13 protein-coding genes are annotated in these 19,014 nt (G+C 64.1%); 11 read left to right on the forward strand and 2 right to left on the reverse strand.

Translation table 11 applies throughout. The annotated features are described in order from the left end of the window. Positions 1-2: 2 nt before the first annotated feature. The gene (locus V5B40_RS05265; RefSeq protein ID WP_332353543.1) at positions 3-2,486 is read right to left on the reverse strand and encodes a heavy metal translocating P-type ATPase; all 2,484 of its coding nucleotides are present in this window, start codon (positions 2,484-2,486) and stop codon (positions 3-5) included. Between the two features lie 248 nt (positions 2,487-2,734). On the opposite strand from V5B40_RS05265, the gene V5B40_RS05270 reads away from it, so the two are divergent. Genes V5B40_RS05270 through ispH form a run of 5 tightly spaced genes read left to right on the forward strand, consistent with a single transcriptional unit; the run spans position 2,735 to position 8,503 of the window. Next, on the forward strand, positions 2,735-3,697 hold the full coding sequence (locus V5B40_RS05270) for a bifunctional riboflavin kinase/FAD synthetase (RefSeq protein ID WP_332353544.1): 963 nt from the start codon (positions 2,735-2,737) through the stop codon (positions 3,695-3,697). After that, positions 3,667-6,525: an isoleucine--tRNA ligase gene (gene ileS / locus V5B40_RS05275; protein WP_332353545.1), complete on the forward strand. Its 2,859-nt coding sequence runs from the start codon at positions 3,667-3,669 to the stop codon at positions 6,523-6,525. Before V5B40_RS05270 ends, ileS begins: the two co-directional genes overlap by 31 nt. Further along, positions 6,512-7,036 carry a signal peptidase II gene (gene lspA, locus V5B40_RS05280; RefSeq protein WP_332353546.1) on the forward strand — a complete coding sequence of 175 codons (525 nt, stop codon included), beginning with the start codon at positions 6,512-6,514 and terminating at the stop codon, positions 7,034-7,036. Before ileS ends, lspA begins: the two co-directional genes overlap by 14 nt. A gap of 46 nt (positions 7,037-7,082) precedes the next feature. Continuing rightward, entirely contained in the window at positions 7,083-7,571 is a 489-nt protein-coding gene (locus tag V5B40_RS05285; RefSeq protein WP_332353547.1) for an FKBP-type peptidyl-prolyl cis-trans isomerase, read from the forward strand. An 8-nt stretch (positions 7,572-7,579) separates the two neighbouring features. Then, entirely contained in the window at positions 7,580-8,503 is a 924-nt protein-coding gene (gene ispH, locus V5B40_RS05290; protein ID WP_332353548.1) for a 4-hydroxy-3-methylbut-2-enyl diphosphate reductase, read from the forward strand. Here the strand turns inward: ispH and V5B40_RS05295 are convergent. Next, entirely contained in the window at positions 8,469-9,353 is an 885-nt protein-coding gene (locus V5B40_RS05295) for an energy transducer TonB (RefSeq protein ID WP_332353549.1), read from the reverse strand. The two genes, ispH and V5B40_RS05295, sit on opposite strands and share 35 nt — an antisense overlap. Before the next feature lie 199 nt (positions 9,354-9,552). Here V5B40_RS05295 and V5B40_RS05300 point away from each other — a divergent pair, with 199 nt between their 5' ends. The 6 genes from V5B40_RS05300 to V5B40_RS05325 are packed head-to-tail and all read left to right on the forward strand — an operon-like array spanning position 9,553 to position 18,821. Then, positions 9,553-10,014 (forward strand): type IV pilin protein, encoded by a 462-nt coding sequence (locus tag V5B40_RS05300; RefSeq protein WP_332353550.1) that lies wholly within the window; start codon positions 9,553-9,555, stop codon positions 10,012-10,014. Positions 10,015-10,019: 5 nt separating this feature from the next. After that, complete coding sequence (locus V5B40_RS05305; protein ID WP_332353713.1) at positions 10,020-10,598, forward strand: GspH/FimT family pseudopilin; 579 nt, start codon at positions 10,020-10,022, stop codon at positions 10,596-10,598. Beyond that, positions 10,595-11,041 (forward strand): type IV pilus modification PilV family protein, encoded by a 447-nt coding sequence (locus tag V5B40_RS05310; RefSeq protein WP_332353551.1) that lies wholly within the window; start codon positions 10,595-10,597, stop codon positions 11,039-11,041. The genes V5B40_RS05305 and V5B40_RS05310 overlap by 4 nt, the downstream gene beginning before the upstream one ends. A 5-nt stretch (positions 11,042-11,046) precedes the next feature. Further along, positions 11,047-12,108 (forward strand): PilW family protein, encoded by a 1,062-nt coding sequence (locus V5B40_RS05315; RefSeq protein ID WP_332353552.1) that lies wholly within the window; start codon positions 11,047-11,049, stop codon positions 12,106-12,108. Then, complete coding sequence (locus tag V5B40_RS05320; RefSeq protein ID WP_332353553.1) at positions 12,099-12,749, forward strand: pilus assembly PilX family protein; 651 nt, start codon at positions 12,099-12,101, stop codon at positions 12,747-12,749. The genes V5B40_RS05315 and V5B40_RS05320 overlap by 10 nt, the downstream gene beginning before the upstream one ends. Positions 12,750-12,779: 30 nt before the next feature. Continuing rightward, positions 12,780-18,821: a pilus assembly protein gene (locus V5B40_RS05325; protein WP_332353554.1), complete on the forward strand. Its 6,042-nt coding sequence runs from the start codon at positions 12,780-12,782 to the stop codon at positions 18,819-18,821. Positions 18,822-19,014 lie beyond the last annotated feature (193 nt).

Raw genomic sequence — 19,014 nt, forward strand, 5'->3', positions numbered from 1 at the left:
CCTCATCTCCCGCCGACTTGCTGCAAGCGCATGGAATTGAGCACCACCAGCAGCGAACTTCCCGACATCCCGATACCGGCCATCCACGGAGTGATGTAACCACCCATCGCCAGCGGCAGGGCGACCACGTTGTAAGCGAAAGACCATAACAGATTCTGCCGGATCACCGCCAGCGAGCGGCGCGCGACGAATACGCCACGCCGCAGGTGATCCAGATTTTCGGAGAGCAGGACCAGGTCGGCCTGCGTGCGCGCCAACTGCGCCCCGCCACCCATGGCCACCGAAACCTGTGCCTGGGCCAGCACCGGCGCATCGTTGACGCCGTCGCCGACCATGGCCACCACCACTCCACTGTCCTGCAACCGGCGAACAAAATCCTGCTTCGTCTGCGGTGACGCAGCCGCCACCACCTCATTGATGGCCAGGGCCTGCGCCACGCGCTGCACCGCCGGAGCCGCGTCGCCGCTCAGCAGAATGACCTGCCGCCCCTGCGCCTGCAAGGCCGCGACCAGCGCCGCGGCTTCCGGCCGCGGCTCGTCGCCGACACGAAACAGCGCCATCCAGCCATTCTCGTCGCCGAGAGCGACGACTGTATCACCGCTGGCCAGCACGGCCGCGGCCGACGGCGGCAACGGCTCGCCGTGCAAGGCGAGAACATAGCCGGGTTGGCCGAGACGGACGCGGCGGCCAGCGTGCCGGGCCGTAATCCCCTGCCCCGGCTCGTTGCTCAGCGAGTCAACCAGCGGCAACGCCTGGACGCTGCTTGCGGCGCGCAAGGCGGCAGCGATCGGGTGTTCGGACCCCTGCTCCAGCGCCGCCGCCAGAGCCAGGCAATGCGCCGCCGCCACCTCCTCCGTCAAGGGCAAGACTTCAAGCAAGCGCATACGCCCACTGGTCAGCGTCCCGGTCTTGTCGAACACGAAATGGCTGGCCCGAGCCAGGGTTTCGACGGCGTGGCTACGCGTCACCAGCAGGCCCGCCCGGGCCATCGCCCCGCTGGCCACGCTCAGGGCCACCGGCGTCGCCAGCGACAAGGCGCAGGGACAGGTAACCACCAGCACCGACACCGTGATCCACAGCGCCTGTGCAGGATCGATGGTCCACCAGACGACGGCGACCGCGGCCGCCAGGGCGAGCAAGCTGATGATGAAACGAGCGGCAATCCGATCGGCCAGTTCGACGATGCGCGGTTTCTCGGCCGCCGCCCGCTCCATCAGCCGGATGATCGCCGATAGGCGCGTCGCCTCGCCTACGTGCACCACCTCGACGAGCAACGGGCTTTCGATATTGAGCGCGCCACCGGTTACCGCCAGCCCTGGCTCTTTTCTCACCGGCGCGCTTTCGCCGGTGAGCAGTGCCTCGTCGCTACTGCTCGCCCCTTCGAGCACCCGCCCGTCGGCCGGAATCGTCTCGCCGGGCCGGACCAGCACGACATCGCCGGGCTGCAGGTCGGCGACCATCACCTGCTCGACCTCGCGGCTCTGCGGATAAGCGGCCAGGCGGCCGGCCACGGCCGGCATCAACCTGGCCAGCGCCTCGGTCACGCTGACCGCGCGTTGCCGGGCGCTCATCTCCAGGAAACGCCCGGTCAGCAAAAAAAAGACGAACATCGTCACCGAGTCGAAGTACACCTCGCCGCTCGCCGTCAGGGTGGCCCAGACGCTGGCCGCAAAAGCTGCGCCGACGCCGAGGGCAACCGGTACATCCATGCCGACCCGGCGCAGGCGCAGATCACGCCAGGAATTACGAAAAAACGGTGCCGCCGAATAGAAGACCACCGGCGTGGTCAGCAGCAGGCTCGCCCAGCGCAGCAGCAGCTCGATGTCCGGCGTCATTTCGCCATCGCCGGCCAGGTACAGTGGCACGGCGTACATCATCACCTGCATCATGCCGAAACCGGCAACGAACAGCCGCCACAGCGCACGCCGCCGCTCTTTTCCAGCCAGCTCCTCACTCTTCGCCGGATCGTAGGGATGGGCGTGATAGCCGATGGCGGCGATCGCCGCCAGAATGTCGGAGAGCCTGATGCGCTGCTCGTCCCAGCGAATCCGGGCACGCCGCGTGGCGTAGTTGATGTCCACCGCGGTGACCCCGGCGAGCCGCGAGAGATGCTGCTCGTTGAGCCAGATGCACGCCGAGCAGGTGATCCCTTCGAGGATCAGCGACGCTTCCCGTTCGCTGCCGCCGGCGGCGCCGTCGCGGCCAGCGTCGCCAGCGGCCGGAAGAACGCGCACGAAACTCTTCTGGAAATCCGGGTGATCGTAGACCTGCAGGCCGGCGACCAGCGCCGGCAGCACCTCGCGCGGCGCATTCGGCAGCTGGTCGCGGTTATGGTAATAGTCGGCCAGGCCATTGGCGACGATCGCCTGCGCCACCGCCTGGCAGCCGCCACAGCACATGGCACGCGGCTGACCGTCGATGCCGACTTCAAGATCGACACCAGCCGGCACGGGCTGACCGCAATGGTAGCAATTGCTGTTGTTCATCACTGCCAGGAGAAGTAAAAACGGTAAAGAGCAGCGCCCGGAACCCGCATGCAGCACCGGCTGGCGGCGCCGCCGAGCCCTTGCGCGGAACGAACGCAGCAGCAAAACTGCTGGCATCTTACTGCCAATCGCGCCGCCACACGGACAACAGCCGGCCCGAGGAAGACGGTCGAGCGCTGTTCGATAGCCGCTGACGGTGCACGAAACTGGTTATAATTGCACGTTTTTTTCGCCCTCACCTGCCCCCGATGCTCGTCTATCGAGGTTATTCCCGGCAAGCACACAGCGCCACTGTACTGACCATCGGCAACTTCGATGGCGTACACCTGGGTCATCGTGCGCTGCTCGCCCGCCTCACGGCGACCGCGGCGAACGCCGGCCTGCCGGCTGCCGTGCTCACGTTCGAGCCGCACCCGCGCGAGTTCTTCGCGCCGCAAGCGGCGCCGTCGCGCCTGTCCACGCTGCGCGAAAAACTCGAACTGCTCGCCGATGACGGCGTCGACCTGAGCTATGTCTGCCACTTCAACGCCGCCTTCGCCGCTTTGACGGCGGAAGCGTTCATCGAGCAGGTGCTGGTCGACGCGCTGCGCGTCCGCCATCTGATCGTCGGCGACGACTTCCGTTTTGGCGCCCGACGCAGTGGCGATTTCGCCTTGCTGCGCGCGACCGGCGCCCGCCTCGGTTTTCAGGTCGAAGCCATGCACAGCGTCACTCTCGAAGGCCAACGCGCATCCAGTTCGGCGGTTCGCGATGCGCTCCAGGACGGGCGCCTGGAGCACGCCGCGCGCCTGCTCGGCCGCCCCTATGCGATCGATGGACGCGTGGTGCGGGGTGAACAACTCGGCCGGCAGTTGGGCTTCGCCACCGCCAACATCCGCATCAAGCACCAGAAACCGCCGCTGCAAGGCGTTTTCGCCGTCGAGGTCACGGGACTGCCCGGCGGCCCGCAGCGCGGCGCCGCCAATCTTGGCTACCGCCCGAGCGCCAACCAGGTGACGCGACCGCTGCTCGAAGTACACCTCTTCGACTTCTGCGCCGACATCTACGGCGCGCACCTGAACGTGCGTTTCCTGCACAAGCTGCGCGACGAAATGAAATTCCCCGACTTCAACGCCCTGAAGGCGCAAATCGCTGCCGACGTCGAAGCCGCGAAAGCCTATTTCCAGTTCCGAGACCCGCCATGGCTGACTACAAGCAAACCCTCAACCTGACCGACACGCCGTTTCCGATGCGTGGCAATCTCCCCAGCCGCGAGCCACAGTGGGTCGCCGCCTGGCAGGAGGGCAAGCTCTACGAGCGCATCCGCGCGGCCGCGCAGGGACGGCCACGTTTCGTGCTGCACGATGGCCCGCCCTACGCCAACGGCGACATTCACATCGGCCATGCGGTCAACAAGATCCTCAAGGACATCATCGTCCGCGCCAAGACCCTGGCCGGTTTCGACGCCCCCTACGTTCCGGGCTGGGATTGCCACGGCCTGCCGATCGAGCATCAGATCGAATTGCTGCACGGCAAACACGTGGCGGCCGACCAGGTGCGTGCGCTTTGCCGCGCTTTTGCCGCCGAGCAGATCGCGCGTCAGAAGAAGGACTTCATCCGCCTCGGCATTCTCGGCGATTGGGACAATCCCTACCTGACGATGGACTTCAAGACCGAGGCCGACGAAATCCGCGCGCTCGGCGCGATTCTTGAAAAAGGCTACCTCTACCAGGGCCTCAAGCCGGTCAACTGGTGTCTCGACTGTGGCTCGGCACTGGCCGAAGCCGAAGTCGAATACGAAGACAAGAGCTCGGCGGCGATCGATGTTGCTTTCGAAGTGCATGCCAATCACGCCGACAAAGTGGCCAGGGCCTTCGGCCTGAGCCACCTGCGTGGCCCCGCTTTCGCCGTCATCTGGACGACCACCCCGTGGACCCTGCCGGCCAACGAGGCGGTCAGCGCCCACCCGGACTTCGAATACCAGCTGATCGACACTCCGCAAGGCGCGCTGATCCTGGTTCGCGAACTCGCCGACGCCTGCCTGCAGCGCTATGCCCTGACCGGCAAGGTACTCGGTTCCGCCAGGGGCGCGGCACTCGAGCAAGTGCTGCTCCGCCACCCCTTCCAGGCCCGTGACGTAGCCATCATCTGTGGTCGCCACGTAACCGTCGAAGCCGGCACCGGCCTGGTGCACACCGCGCCGGCGCACGGCACCGACGACTACCTGATCGGCAAGGTCTATGGCCTGCCGGTGAACAACCCGGTCGGCGACGACGGCCGCTTCGTGGCCGGCACGCCGCCGCTGACAGTCGGCGAACTGGTCGGAAAAAGCGTCTGGGAAGCCAACCCGCTGGTCCTCCAGCAGCTCACCGCCAGCGGCCACCTGCTCTGTTCGGAGAAAATCCAGCACAGTTACCCGCACTGCTGGCGCCACAAGACGCCGATTATTTTCCGCGCCACGACGCAGTGGTTCGTCGGTATGGAACAGCGAGCGCGGACGGCAGCCGACGACTCGCCGGCGGCGGGCCAGCCACCGCTCGCCCACAACGACGAAGAAGCGAGCCTGCGTTGGTGCGCCGAACGCGCCGTCGACGAAACGCAGTTCTTCCCGAGTTGGGGTCGCGCCCGCCTCGAAGCAATGATCAAGACGCGCCCCGACTGGTGTGTTTCACGACAGCGGAACTGGGGCGTTCCGATCCCCTTCTTCCTGCATCGCGAGACCGGCGCACCGCATCCGCGCACCGCCGAACTGGTCGAAGCCGTCGCCCAGCGAGTCGAAAAAGCCGGCATCGAAGCCTGGTTCGCGCTCGAGGCGCAGGAACTGCTCGGCGCCGAAAGCGAGCAGTATCGCAAGATGAGCGACACCCTCGACGTTTGGTTCGACTCCGGCGCGACGCACTCGAGCGTCCTGCGCGGATCGCATCGCGCCCAGCTGAGCTACCCCGCCGACCTCTACCTCGAAGGCTCCGATCAGCATCGTGGCTGGTTCCAGAGTTCGCTGCTCATCGGCTGCGCCATGGACGGCCGCGCGCCCTACAATGCCTTGTTGACGCACGGCTTCGTGGTCGACGGCAAGGGCCTGAAAATGTCCAAGTCGAGAGGCAACGTGATTGCCCCGCAGAAAATCGCCGACACTCTGGGCACCGAGATTCTCCGCCTGTGGGTCGCCGCCACCGACTACTCGGGCGAACTGTCGATCTCCGACGAGATTCTCAAGCGCGTCGTCGAATCCTACCGGCGCATCCGCAACACCCTGCGCTTCCTGCTCGCCAACACCGCCGACTTCAACCCCGGGCGCGACCTGCTGGAGGTCGAGCAGTGCCTGGAAATCGACCGCTACGCGCTGGCCCTGACGCGCGAAATGCAGGCGCAATGCGAAGCCGACTACGCCCGCTTCGAGTTCCATCACGTCGTCCAGTCGCTGCAGACTTTCTGCTCCGAAGATCTCGGCGGCTTCTACCTCGACATCCTCAAGGACCGTCTCTACACCACGGCCGCCGGATCGCCCGCGCGGCGCTCGGCGCAAAGCGCCCTGTGGCACATCCTGCAAAGCTTCGTCAAATTGATGGCGCCGATTCTCTCCTTCACCGCCGAAGAGATCTGGCAGCTGCAGACCGGCGACACGGAGCAGTCGGTGATGCTGCACACCTGGCAAGCGCTACCGGAACCGGCAGACGAGGCCGAATTGCTCGGCAAGTGGCGCAAAATCCGCGCCTATCGCGCCGAGGTCATGCGCGCTCTCGAAGAACTGCGCATCGCCGGCAAAATCGGCTCCTCACTGCAGGCCGAGGTCCGCCTGCACTGCGCTGGCGAAAAGCACGCCATCCTCGCTTCGCTCGGCGACGACCTGCGCTTCGTGTTGATCTGTTCGCAGGCGACGGTGATCGAGGTGCTCGACAGCGCTGCCGAGCAGTTGCTCTGCGCGCCCCTGGCGGCGCCCAAGTGCGAGCGCTGCTGGCACGTCCGCGACGACGTTGGCAGCCACGCGACTAGGCCCGGCCTCTGCGGTCGCTGCGTCAGCAATCTCGACGGTGAGGGTGAAAGTCGTGCCTTCGCGTAATATCGAGCGCTGGCTGTGGCTGGCCGGGGTCATCGTCCTCCTCGACCAGCTCAGCAAGTGGCTGGTCCTGGCCTGGCTGCAGCCCGGCGATTCGATCTACGTCGCCCCCTTCTTCAACTGGGTGCTGACTTTCAACCCTGGCGCCGCATTCAGCTTCCTCTCCGATGCCGGCGGCTGGCAGCGCTGGTTCTTCACCGCGCTGGCGCTGGCCATCTCGGCCTGGATCGTCAGCCTCCTGCCGCGCCATAGCGGTGAATTCACAATCTCGCTGGCGCTTACCCTGATCCTCGGCGGTGCTCTCGGCAACGTCATCGATCGCCTGCGCTTCGGCGCGGTGGTCGACTTCATTCAATGGCACGCCGGCGGTTTCTACTGGCCGGCTTTCAACATCGCCGACGCGGCAATCAGCGTCGGCGCGGTGTTGATGATCATCGACCAGTTGTTTGGCACGCACAACAGCGACGAGAATCATCGCCACGCCGCACGCTCGCGCCACGGCGAACGCAATTGAGCCACGACCCTGACCGCGGCGCCGCCGCCAGCAAGCGAGGAAGCGCATGAAGCCCACTCCAGCCACTCCACCCACGCCAAGCACTCCCGCCGCTCCGGAAAGCGCTCCGACCGTCGGCCGCGACAGCTATCTGACGCTGCACTACAGTCTTTCCGACGTGGACAAAACCGAATACGTGAGCACTTTCGATCTCTCGCCGGCGACCCTGCAGATGGGCAGTGGTCAGCTCGCCGAGACGCTCGAGGCTTGCCTGATCGGCATGGCCGCTGGCGAACGCCGGGTCTTCGAACTGGCGGCGGAAGACGCTTTCGGCGCCCACAATCCACGCCTGATCGAACGTATCGCACGCAGCGCGCTGCCGGCGGAGGTCGAACTCAAAGTCAACTCGCTGATCGAATTCAGTTCGCCCGACGGCGCCGGCGATTTTGCCGGCTTCCTGCGCGAACTGACCGAGAGCAGCGCGACCTTCGACTTCAACCATCCGCTGGCCGGCAAGCCGGTGCGCTTCGAAGTCCACATCATCGCCATCATGTGAGGCCCAGCATGCAGATCATTCTCGCCAATCCCCGCGGCTTCTGCGCCGGCGTAGACCGCGCCATCGCCATCGTCGAACGGGCGCTCGAAAAGTTCGGGGCGCCGATCTATGTTCGCCATGAAGTGGTCCATAACAAGTTCGTCTGCGACGATCTACGCAGCAAAGGCGCCGTTTTCATCGACGAGCTGGCCGACGTGCCCAGCGGCGGCACGGTGATTTTCAGCGCTCATGGCGTCTCCAAAGCGGTTCGCGAAGAAGCGGCAGGGCGTGGCCTGAAGGTTTTCGACGCCACCTGTCCGCTGGTCACCAAGGTGCACCTGGAAGTTGCCCGGATGCGCAATGAAGGCCGCGAGATCATCATGATCGGCCACAAGGGACATCCCGAAGTCGAAGGCACGATGGGACAAAGCGGCGACGGCATGTACCTCGTCGAAACCCTCGCCGACGCCCGCCAACTGCAGGTGAAAACCCCTGCCCTGCTGGCCTACGTGACGCAGACCACGCTCTCGATCGACGACGCCGCACAGGTCATCGCCGCCCTCCGGGAGCGTTTCCCGGCGATCATCGGCCCGAAGAAGGACGACATCTGCTATGCCACGCAAAACCGCCAGGACGCCGTCAAGCAACTGGCCCGGGAAAGCGACGTGGTGCTCGTTGTCGGTAGTGAGTCGAGCTCCAACTCCAACCGCCTGCGCGAAGTGGCGGAACTGATCGGCAGCCGCGCCTACCTGGTAGACCAGGCCGATCAGATCGACCCCGCCTGGCTCAGCGGCGCCAGCCGCGTCGGCGTCACCGCCGGCGCCTCGGCACCCGAAGTGCTCGTGCAAAACGTCGTCGATCGGCTCGCCGCGGGTGATCGCAGCAAGCTCGAACAACTCGACGGTGCCGAAGAAAACGTCACCTTTGCGCTGCCGCGCGAGTTGCAGGGCTGAGCCCATGGCGATCGCTGGCGTGACTGCTGCCAGGATCGCCATCGTCGAAGCCGACCTCGAAACGGCTTTCGCTGCTTACCGCGACCCCCTGTATTTCACCGGGGCGAAAGCGCAAGCGGGAAAAGGCGGCGACCGCCGCTTGGTCGTACGCGGGTGGCAGACTGCTGCTTGCCACTTCGACGCGGTCGACCGCGCCATCCGCCGCCAGGAAGACGCGTAGTACCACCTTGCCGCCGGGCAGCGCATGGCCTGCGCTGTCATCGGGTGGCTCGATCGCGGGCTCGTCCAGCGGCACGGCCGCGACGGTCAGTTCGGAGCGACGAAAATACCGCGGGCCCGCTGACAGCTCTGCTGGCAAGGGCTGCACCGGGTAGGGCGGCACAGACGCGGCCAGCAGGCGCTGCCCGTGCGCCGCGAGCCCATCGGCAGACACGCGCGGCGGCGACGGCGCCTTGCTCGCGCCCGCACTCGCTCCCGAGTCTCTACCTGCGCTGCCTGCGCTGCCTGCGCTGCCTGCGCTCCCTGCGCTGATTGCGCTGATTGCGCTGATTGCGCCACTTCCAGCCGCTGCGCCGGCTGCACGGACCTCCTCTGCTGCCCCGCTCGCAGGCGCCGCGCTTGCCGGCTGCGGTCCTTCCCGTCCCGGCTCTTGCAGTGGAGCACGAAGGACGGCGCTGATCGCCGTCGCTGCACGCCCCGCCGCCGGCAACGATGCCACGTCAGCCGCCGCGCCGAATACGCAGCGCAGGGCCGCCAGCCCGCCCAGATGCAAGACCAGGGATAGGCCCAGCGCCAGGCCCAGCTGCTGCCATTTTGGCCACCCCGCCAGGCTGCCTGAGAAGACCGACATCAAAAAATCCACCGTCCGAAAGAGAATGCCGAAACTGGCAGCAGCCGGATTCTAGGCGCCCGAGGCAATGCGGGCGCTGCCACTCGTCCGGCCACTGATGCCGTACATCGCTCGTCGTTTGCGTCGCGGAAGCGCTCGACTATGATTGCACCATTCGCCGGTTCGTCTTCGCCGGCCACCCCTGCTGTCGAGGAGCACCGTGAGAAAGAACCAGTGTGGCTTCACCCTGATCGAAATCATGATGGTGGTGATCATCATCGGCATCCTGACGGCGATCGCCGTTCCCGCCTATTCCGATTACCTGATCCGCTCACGCATCACCCAGGCCACCGCCGGGCTTTCGGAGAAACGCGTACGCATGGAGCAGTTCTTTCAGGATAACCATACGTACTTCCGTGCGGCGGCAGGTGCCGACCCCGAGATCAGTTCTCTCGCCTGCGCCGACGACACCACCGCCAGCCAATACTTCAATTTCACCTGCCCGACCCTCACTGCCACCACCTACACCCTGACGGCCACCGGCAAGAGTTCAATGAGCGGCTTCACTTACACCCTCGACCAGGCCAACGTCAGAAGCAGCACCATTGCCAGCCCGGCACCGTCCGGCTGGGTACATGCACTGGCTGCCTGCTGGATGACCAACAAGGGAGGTGGCTGTTGAACGGCATGCGTGGCTTCAGCCTGATCGAACTGATCGTCGGCATGGCCATCCTCGGCATCCTGATGAGCATCGGCATTCCGGCGTTCAGCGACTGGATGCGCAACGCCAGGGTGCGTACGACAGCCGAATCGGTACTGAACGGCCTGCAGTTGGCCAGGGCCGAGGCGGTGCGACGCAACACCACGGTTGGTTTGTACCTGGTTGACACGACCACCAGCGCTTGCGCGCTGAGCACTGCAGGCCCCAACTGGATCGTCAGTGTCGATTCGCCTGTCGGGCAGTGTGACGTGGCCCCCTCCGATACCCTGGCGCCACGCATCATTCAGTTGCGCGGCGGAACCGAAAGTGGCGGCGCGGCGACAACGGTGGCGGCGGGGCAAGCGGCGATCGTTTTCAATGGCCTTGGTCGCCCCACGCCCCTGCCTGGCGGCACCATCGCTATCAGTTTCACCGACGCAGCGGGTGCCGCCTGCGTGGATGCTGGCGGAGCGGTGCGCTGCCTACGTGCCGAGATTTCGGTCGGCGGCCAGATACGCATGTGCGATCCGGCCTTGCCCACCACTGATGCGCAGGGATGCGGATGAACGGGCGCGCGAAACTTCCCCAGGGGCAATCAGGCGTCATGCTGCTGGAGGCCCTGATCGCGATCCTGATCTTCTCGCTGGGCATCCTTTCGCTGGTCGCCCTGCAGGCGACCGCCATCCAGCTCACTGGCGACGCGAAATACCGGACCGACGCAACGCTGCTGGCGAACCGCTTGATCGGGCAAATGTGGGTGAGCAACGATCTGACCGCTTTTGCAACGGGTGGTGACGCTTACGACGCATGGCTGGCCGACGTGGCAGGCCCTGAAGGTCTGCCAGGCGTTGTCGCGGCTTCGGACGGCGTCACCTCGACCCTGCCGACGGTGACCGTCGACGCAGCGGGGGTGGTTGAGATCACCCTTTTCTGGCGCACCCCGGAGATGGCAACCGATTTAGCCGGCCATCGTCACATCATCGTCTCGCAAATCGCCAGAAATCCATGAACGCCATGAAATCACCTTCAACACGACCACCAACAGCGCCAGTTCTTCGCCGCGGCTTCACTCTTGTTGAAGTGATGGTGGCCATGGTCATCGGCATGCTCGGCCTGATCATCATGATGCAGGTCTTCTCCGCCGCCGAGGGCCAACGGCGAGCCACGACCGGCAGCGGCGACGCACAAAGCAATGGCGCCATGGCGCTCTATGCGCTGCAGCGCGACATCCGTCAGGGCGGTTACGGCTTCAACGCCGTCAACACCTTCGGCTGCCCCCTCGCCCTCCCGGCGCCGGCCAGTCGCACGCTGGCGCAGCTGGCACCGGTGACCATCAATCCGCCGACCGCAGACGTTCCGGCCGGCGATGCCAACACCGACACCTTGCTGATCGCCTATGGCAACAACGAAGGCCCGCCCGAGGGCGATGTGATCACGGCGATAAACGGCTTGCAACTCGCCGTACAGGCGGCGCCAAATTACAGCGTGGGTCCGCCGGGAGATTGGGTCATCGCTGCGCCGTCGGCCCCCACAGCGGGCTGCACCTTCATTCTGGCAGCAGTTACTGCCGTCGTGGCGCCCAACGTCACCGTCAGCGACGTGAGCGGCGCGGTCGATGGCGGCACGCTGTTCAACCTCGGCGCCAACCCGAGATTCCTGGCCTACGCCGTTCGTGGCGGCAACCTGACGGTCTGCGACTACCTTGCCGCCGATTGCAGCTCAGCCGCCAACTATGTCGCCATCGCCAACAACATCGTCAGCCTGCGCGCCCAGTACGGACACGCCTCGACGGATGTGAGCGGCGTCGACTCCTGGGATCGGACCACCCCCGCGGACGCCGACCAGAGAACACTCGCCTGCCTGTGGGCGAGAACCTCAGCGGTACGTATCGCCATCGTCGCCCGCAACAGCCAGGTCGAGCGCGACCCGATCACCGCCGCCGCGCCGCTCTGGGCGGGTAGCGCGGGCGCAGCGCTCACTCTGAGCGGACGTGGGAATTGGCAGAACTACCGCTACAAGGTCTTCGAAACCATCATCCCGATTCGCAACCTGCCCTGGATGGGAACATGTACCTAAGGCAAGCTCTTCTCCACCGCCGCCAAGCCCTCGCCGGTCACCCGCGCAGCAACCAGCGCGGCGTCGTCCTGCTCGTCGCGCTGATCATCCTGGTTGCGCTGACTTTGTCCGGAGTGGCACTCATTCGCTCGGTCGACACCGCCAACCTGATTGCCGGCAACCAGTCTTTCCATCAGTCGGCCGTACACGCGGGCGAACGGAGCACCGAAGTCGCCATCAGCGACTGGCTGCAGCCGCATAACCTGCTGGGCGACACTTCGCTGCACCAGGACAGCAATCCCGTTGCCGTGGCGCCGGGAATTACCGCCGCCAACGGCTACGTCGCCCTCAGGCAGGACCCGGCGATTGGCCAGTCCTGGAATGCTTTCTGGATGGCGACCCTGGCCGCACAGGCGGTTACCGGCGCAACCGACGACGCCAACAACACCGTCTCGTATGTCGTTCATCGCCTGTGCGAACAAAGAGGTGCTCCGCACGTCGCCAACTGCGCCAAGCAACCCGCCTCGATCAGCACCGGCGGCAGCCTCAGCGCTGGCGGCGTCCAGCCGCTGACCAGCAATCAGGTGTATTACCGGATCACCACACGCATTGCCGGACCACGCAATACCGTCGCCTACATCCAGACGATCGTTGCGCTATAGGTCCCCAGAGAATTTGACCAGGAGTTCGCCATGGAAGCCATCAAACACATGACCCGATCGAGCGCGCTGGTCGCCTTGCTCCTCGTCGCTACCAGCGTCCACGCCGGCATCACCTCACTGGCGACTTCGCCGATATCCGGGGCCTCGTCGGTCGCCATCTCGCCGAATATCCTGTTCGTCCTCGACGACTCGGCAAGTATGGACTGGCCTTACCTGCCGGACTGGGCGGGTGACAAGGACGGCGCGCCGCTGCTGCCTCTGTATCAGAAGCGCAACCCGCGTTTCAACGGCATCGCCTACAACCCCGCGGTCAACTATACGCCGCCCAGGTATTTCAATGCCGACGGCACACCCGACACCACCACATACCCCAGCCAGACCACCTGGACGACGGTCAAGAATGACGGCTACGGCGTGCAGGACGACGGCACTGTCAACCTGGTCGGCAACGCCTATTTCTTCACGACTGTCCCCGGCGAATACTGTACCAATCAGAGCATGAAGACCTGCGTCGAGGCCAGCGCAAAGAGTGCCGAGTATCCGGTCCCCGCCTACTTGCGCTGGTGCAAATCGGCAGCCGCTGCCGCCGCCAAAACCCCCGCAGACGGCGACTGCCAGGCGACCGAGATCGATCCGGCCGGCGAAAACACCCCTTTCAACTTCCCGCGCATGCCAGCGCCACGCGTCAGCACCGTCACCATCAGTGGAACCGACAGCACCTCGGTCACCAGCATCAAGGTCCATGACAAAGAGCTCTTGCCAGCGCCGACGGTTGCGTCAAACGTTCCCGAGACCGTGGCCAAAAACGTCGCCGACGGCATCAATGCCTGCACCTTCGAGAAGGCTCTCGACTGCGGGATCGTCGGGTACAGCGCCATCGCCGCGGGCAAGACCGTCGTTATCAGCGCCCCTGGCATCCCTGACGCCGTGGAAAAGCCGGCTATTTCCGCGAGCGGCGAGATGACGCTTGCGACCGTCCCCTTTGCGCCTCCGTCGACGAACGAGGCGCCGGGAGAAAATCTGCTGACCGTCATTACCCCCTCGACGGTGCTCCCCGTCAAGGACGCCCGTCGCAGCGACTGCGAGACCGACCCTTGCTCCTATGAAGCGGAAATGACCAACTACGCCAACTGGTGGGCGTATTACCACACGCGCATGCAGGCCATGAAGACCGCGGCCAGCCTGTCGTTCCAGCCGATCAGCAGCAGCTACCGCGTCGGCTACATGACCATCAACAACAATGCGACGACCGATTTCCAGAATATCGCCGCGTTCGACGCCACCAACAAGAAAGCCTGGTATGACAAAGTCTTCGCTGCGGTTCCTGGCAAACAAACGCCCCTGCGCGTCGCCTTGTCGAACGCCGGCCGCCTGTACGCCGGCCGTCTGAACGATCTGACGTTCAATGGCGTCACCGTCGTAGACCCGGTGCAGTTCTACTGCCAACAGAACGTCACCATTCTGTCGACCGACGGCTACTGGAACGAGGGCGAAGGCTTCCAGTGGAACGGCGTCACTGCCGTCGGTGATCAGGACGGCCCCGGGCTTGAGGTACGTCCGCAACTCGACGCCGGTGGTCCACAAGAGCAGGAAACCAAGTCGTGGACTGAGAAAACGCTGGAGCCGACCTTGGAGCAGGCTCATTTGAAGATCGTTCAGAGCCAGAGTCAGGACAAGCTGGTGCCGACCAGGACAAAAACGCAGCAGACCCAGACGGCGCAGCTCCAGAGCCGGGAGAAAACACAGTGGCAGAGCCAGACTTGGCAACTCGAGATCAGCACCAGCTCGCACCTACAAAGCCGAACAAAGACGCAGCCGCAAACCCGGACGACGGAGGTGCAGTACAAGACCGGCAAACTTCAAGCAAAAACGTACAACCTCCGAAAGAGAACGAAGGACCAGGATCAGGAAAGTACGTCGCATTTGCAGAGCGCGAGCGCACAGCTGCAGAGCAATACGCACCGGTTGCAGCAGAACCTGACTCAGGTTCAGCAACTGACATCGAGCGACGGCGGCACCCGCTGGACCGGTCCGAGCAATGTCGATAAGTGCACGCCGAAGGCAGGGTCCGTCCGCTGCTCCGTATTAGCGGCATCTGGCTGGCTAGACGTTGCCAGCTGCACAGTGGTTAAAGGCGGCGTAACAGGTAGCGGCGGGGAAGATACCAAAACCTACACCACCGATTCAGCCTGCCAGTACGACGACGGCAAGTGGGAGAACGCCGACAGCTGCACAGCGGTTACGAAACCCGTCGGACCAAGCTTCACCGCCGGCACGTGGGTGGAAGGCTGTCGGGCCGACTGGCCAGCTACGGATACCTGGGTCGATGTGGAGTCGTGTAAAGTCACCGATTTCACGCGCTGCCGGTACACCGCTTGGTCATCCTACGAGGACGTCGACTCCTGCGCAGAAGCAAAGCAATCGACTGCTCCCGACTACACGGTTGAAGTCGCGCGTCGATGCAGGGCGAAGACCTGGAGCGACTGGGCGGTGGCCACCACGACATGCGAAACCAAGGCGGGATCGGTAGAGTGCGAGTACAACGATAAAACAAGCGACTGGCACAACGACCCTACCTGCGAGGAATCCTATTCTACGGAATCGCCCTTTACGCTATTAACCAAGAAGGAGTGCAGGATCAACGCCAGCTGGGAAGACGTTCCCCTAGGCTCGACGTGCACCGTGGTTAGCTCCGGGGCGACGCGAACGGATTGTAAATACCTCACTCCGAGCGATTGGAGCGACACTGCCTCGTGTACGGAGGTACTGCCTGCCGGTGCAGTCTACCCGCGGAAAATCGAGTGCCAGAACGTCTGGACGCCGTTTACCGATACCAGCACATGCGACGCGGTAACGGACAAGATAGAGTGCCTGACCGTAGGGTCGGATTTCAAGCCGGCTGCCTCCTGTAAAGCCGTTAGCGGAAAAACGTGGTGCCAATATTCGCTGAAAACCGACTGGACCAACGTCGATGGGTGCACCGAGTCCAAACGATCCTCCGGGCCAATAGATTACCCCGTCGGCAGCGCCACCGAATGTCGGAAGGACTGGGGCGAGTGGACCAATGTTGCCTCGTGCACGGTGTCGACGGACGTACGCGAGTGCCAGTACACCGAATGGAGCGACCCGATCGACGGCACCTCGTGTACGGCCCTGGGTAAATCCACCGGACCAACAAAGTACACCGAGGGACTGGCGAGAAAGTGCGGCGATCCCGTCTGGGCGCCCTGGGCCGATGCGGAATCATGCACGCCAGACGACAGCACCGAATGCGGCACCCCCAAGTGGAGCGACCTGGTTGATTGGGTTAGCACGACCGCCTGCGAGTCGACTGCAACCCGAATCTGTATACCCACGCCAATCAAAGACGACGATGTCGCCTCGTGCGACGAAGGCACAGTGACTGCTGACGGTCGAACCACCACCTGCACGCACCGCAAGCTGCCGGTAGTCACAACGCACGTGCCCAGCGGTGAAAAATGCGTGGACGCTGATCCCAACGAAGGCAATGGCTTTGTAAGAACAACCTGTACTCCGAAAACAGACGGCCCGAAGGACATCGAAGCCGGCTCCAGCTGCAAGAAGCAAGTAGCCAGCGCGAGCAACGACTGGGTCACGACGAGCTGTAGCAGCGTGGGTACACTCGGTCCGACCAGCGACACGCTGGCTGACGTCGCCGAGTACTACTGGAAGACCGACCTGCGCGACCCCTTGCAGGATCCGCCGAAGTGTACGGGCGGCCCGATCATCAGCGGCGCGACCACGAGCTTCGGCGACGTGTGTTCGAACGACTTGAAAACAGAGTACCCGTGGCAAAAAATGAACACCTATACACTCGGTCTGGGCGCCTCAGGGCTGATGCAATACGACCGGGACTACGAGAGCGCCAAGAGCCCCGATTTCAACAGCATCAAATCGGGAGAGCTCGCGGATCCTGACGCGGGGACGTGCTCCTGGCAAAGTGCCGGCGAGTGCAACTGGCCGAAGCCTGCAGAAGACTCACAGGCCAATATCGACGACCTCTGGCACGCCGCCGTCAACGGCCGCGGCACCTACTTCAGCGCCACAGACCCGTCGTCCCTGGCGACGGGTCTCAGTGACGCCTTGAAGAGCGTCGGCATCAAGGCCGGTGCGCTGGCGGCAGTCACGGTGACCAGCCCGAACCTGGTGTCCGGCGGCGAAAACAGCGTCTTCGAGGTTTCGTTCACTGCGGGCGACTGGGCGGGGGAAGTCGTCAAACGCAGCATCGACCCGGGCACCGGCGAACTGTCGGCGCCCGTCTGGGCAGCACAGGCACTGCTCGACACCAAGGTTTCCAAGGACACGCACACGGTGCGCACCATCTACACCTACGATACGGACGCCGAGTCCACGAACAAGCTCAGGGATTTCCTGTGGAGCAAATTGCCAGCCGAGCAGGTCTACTTCCAGCTGCCGGCGATCAGCACGCTGTCACAGTTCTGTGAGGTCGGTACGATCTGTCTGACCGTCGCAACGCAAGAAAAGGCCGAGGGCGAACCACTGTTCAACTTCATTCGCGGTGACAAGAGCCACGAAGGTTCGGAAGACGACCTCAGCAGCTACTACCGCCAGCGCTCGCATGTGCTCGGCGACATCGTCGGCTCTGAAGCGGTCTATGTGCAGGGATCGCCGTGGAATTATGCTGACCTGCAGTACAACGCCTTCAAGGACGCCAACAAGAGCCGAGCCGCCAGGGTATACGTCGCCGCCAACGATGGTATGTTGCACGCCTTCGATGCAGCGACCGGCGAGGAAACGTGGGCCTATGTTCCAGCGATAGTGATCCCCGATCTCTACAAGCTGGCCGACAAGAAGTACGCAGTGCCCGATAAGCATCAATTCCTGGTTGATGCCACGCCGGTCGCCGGTGACGCCTGTATCAGCAGCTGTGCGACAACGTCGGCCGTATGGAAGACGATCCTGGTCGGCGGCCTGAACAATGGTGGACGCGGCTACTACGCGCTGGACATCACCGATCCGGCTGCCCCCAAAGGCTTGTGGGAGTTCACTGACGAAAATCTCGGCTACACCTACGGCAACCCGGTGATCACCAAGCTCAAGAATGGCACCTGGGTGGTGATCGTCGCCTCGGGCTACAACAACGTCTCCCCAGGCGACGGCCAAGGGCGGCTGTTCATCCTTGACGCCGGTACCGGAGCGCTCCTCAATACGATCAGCACAGACGTCGGCACAGCCGACACGCCGAGCGGTTTGGCGCGGATCGCCGGCTGGACATACTTCCCGGACAACAACAACACCACGCGGCGAGTCTATGGCGGCGACCTGCTCGGCAACCTGTGGCGCTTCGACGTCAACGCCGACATCCCCGTCAGCGCAGATCCGCCGGTCTACGACGCACAACGGCTGGCCACCCTGGTCGACGCCGACGGCGAAGGTCAGCCGATCACCAGCAAACCCGAACTCGGCAAGGTCGGCAGCCACGCGGTGGTGTTTATCGGCACCGGCCGACTGCTCGGCTCGCCTGACCTGGTAACTGCGCAACAGCAATCGCTGTACGCGATCAAGGACGACCTCACCGATAGCGACTATGGCAACCCACGGTCGTTAGCCAGTTTCGTCCCACAAACGCTGACAGAAGGCACATGCCCCAAGGGGAATGCCTACTGTATCGAGGGCCAACCGATCGTCACCAGTTCGGACAACGCCGTTGATTTCAATACCAACGACGGCTGGTACATCGACTTCCCGGTGGCCGGCGAAAGGGTCAATACCGACCTGCGCCTGCAGCTCAGCACGCTGGCGTTCAACACCAATACGCCAACCAGCGGCGCCTGCGTTCCGGTCGGCGTCAGCTTCGCCTACTTCCTCGACTACCGTACCGGTAGCGCTGTGGAAGGAACGGACGGGCTGGTCGGCATTAAACTCGGTGATTACCTGAGCACCTCGCCGAGCGTGATCCGCCTCGAAGACGGCACCATCAGGGAATTGATCAGGACCGACTCGCCGGAGACGATCAGTGCGCCGGTTCCGACCGCACCGACGCCGCTCGATACACGCCGCGTTTCCTGGCGGGAACTGATTACCGAGTAGCCAGCCCGTATAGCACCAGAAGGCCGCGAAAGCGGCCTTCTGCTTGATTTTCCCCGCCAACCCTAGCGGCAGCGCCAAGCTGGTGATCGCGCCCTATCAAAGGCTACGCCGCGTGCAGAACCGCCTGCGCGTGCAGCGCTGACTCCGCGGCGCTCTTCCGGCCTGCCGTCAATGGACCGACCCCCGAAACGCC

Source organism: Candidatus Accumulibacter meliphilus (genome assembly GCF_036625345.1).
GTDB lineage: Bacteria > Pseudomonadota > Gammaproteobacteria > Burkholderiales > Rhodocyclaceae > Accumulibacter > Accumulibacter meliphilus.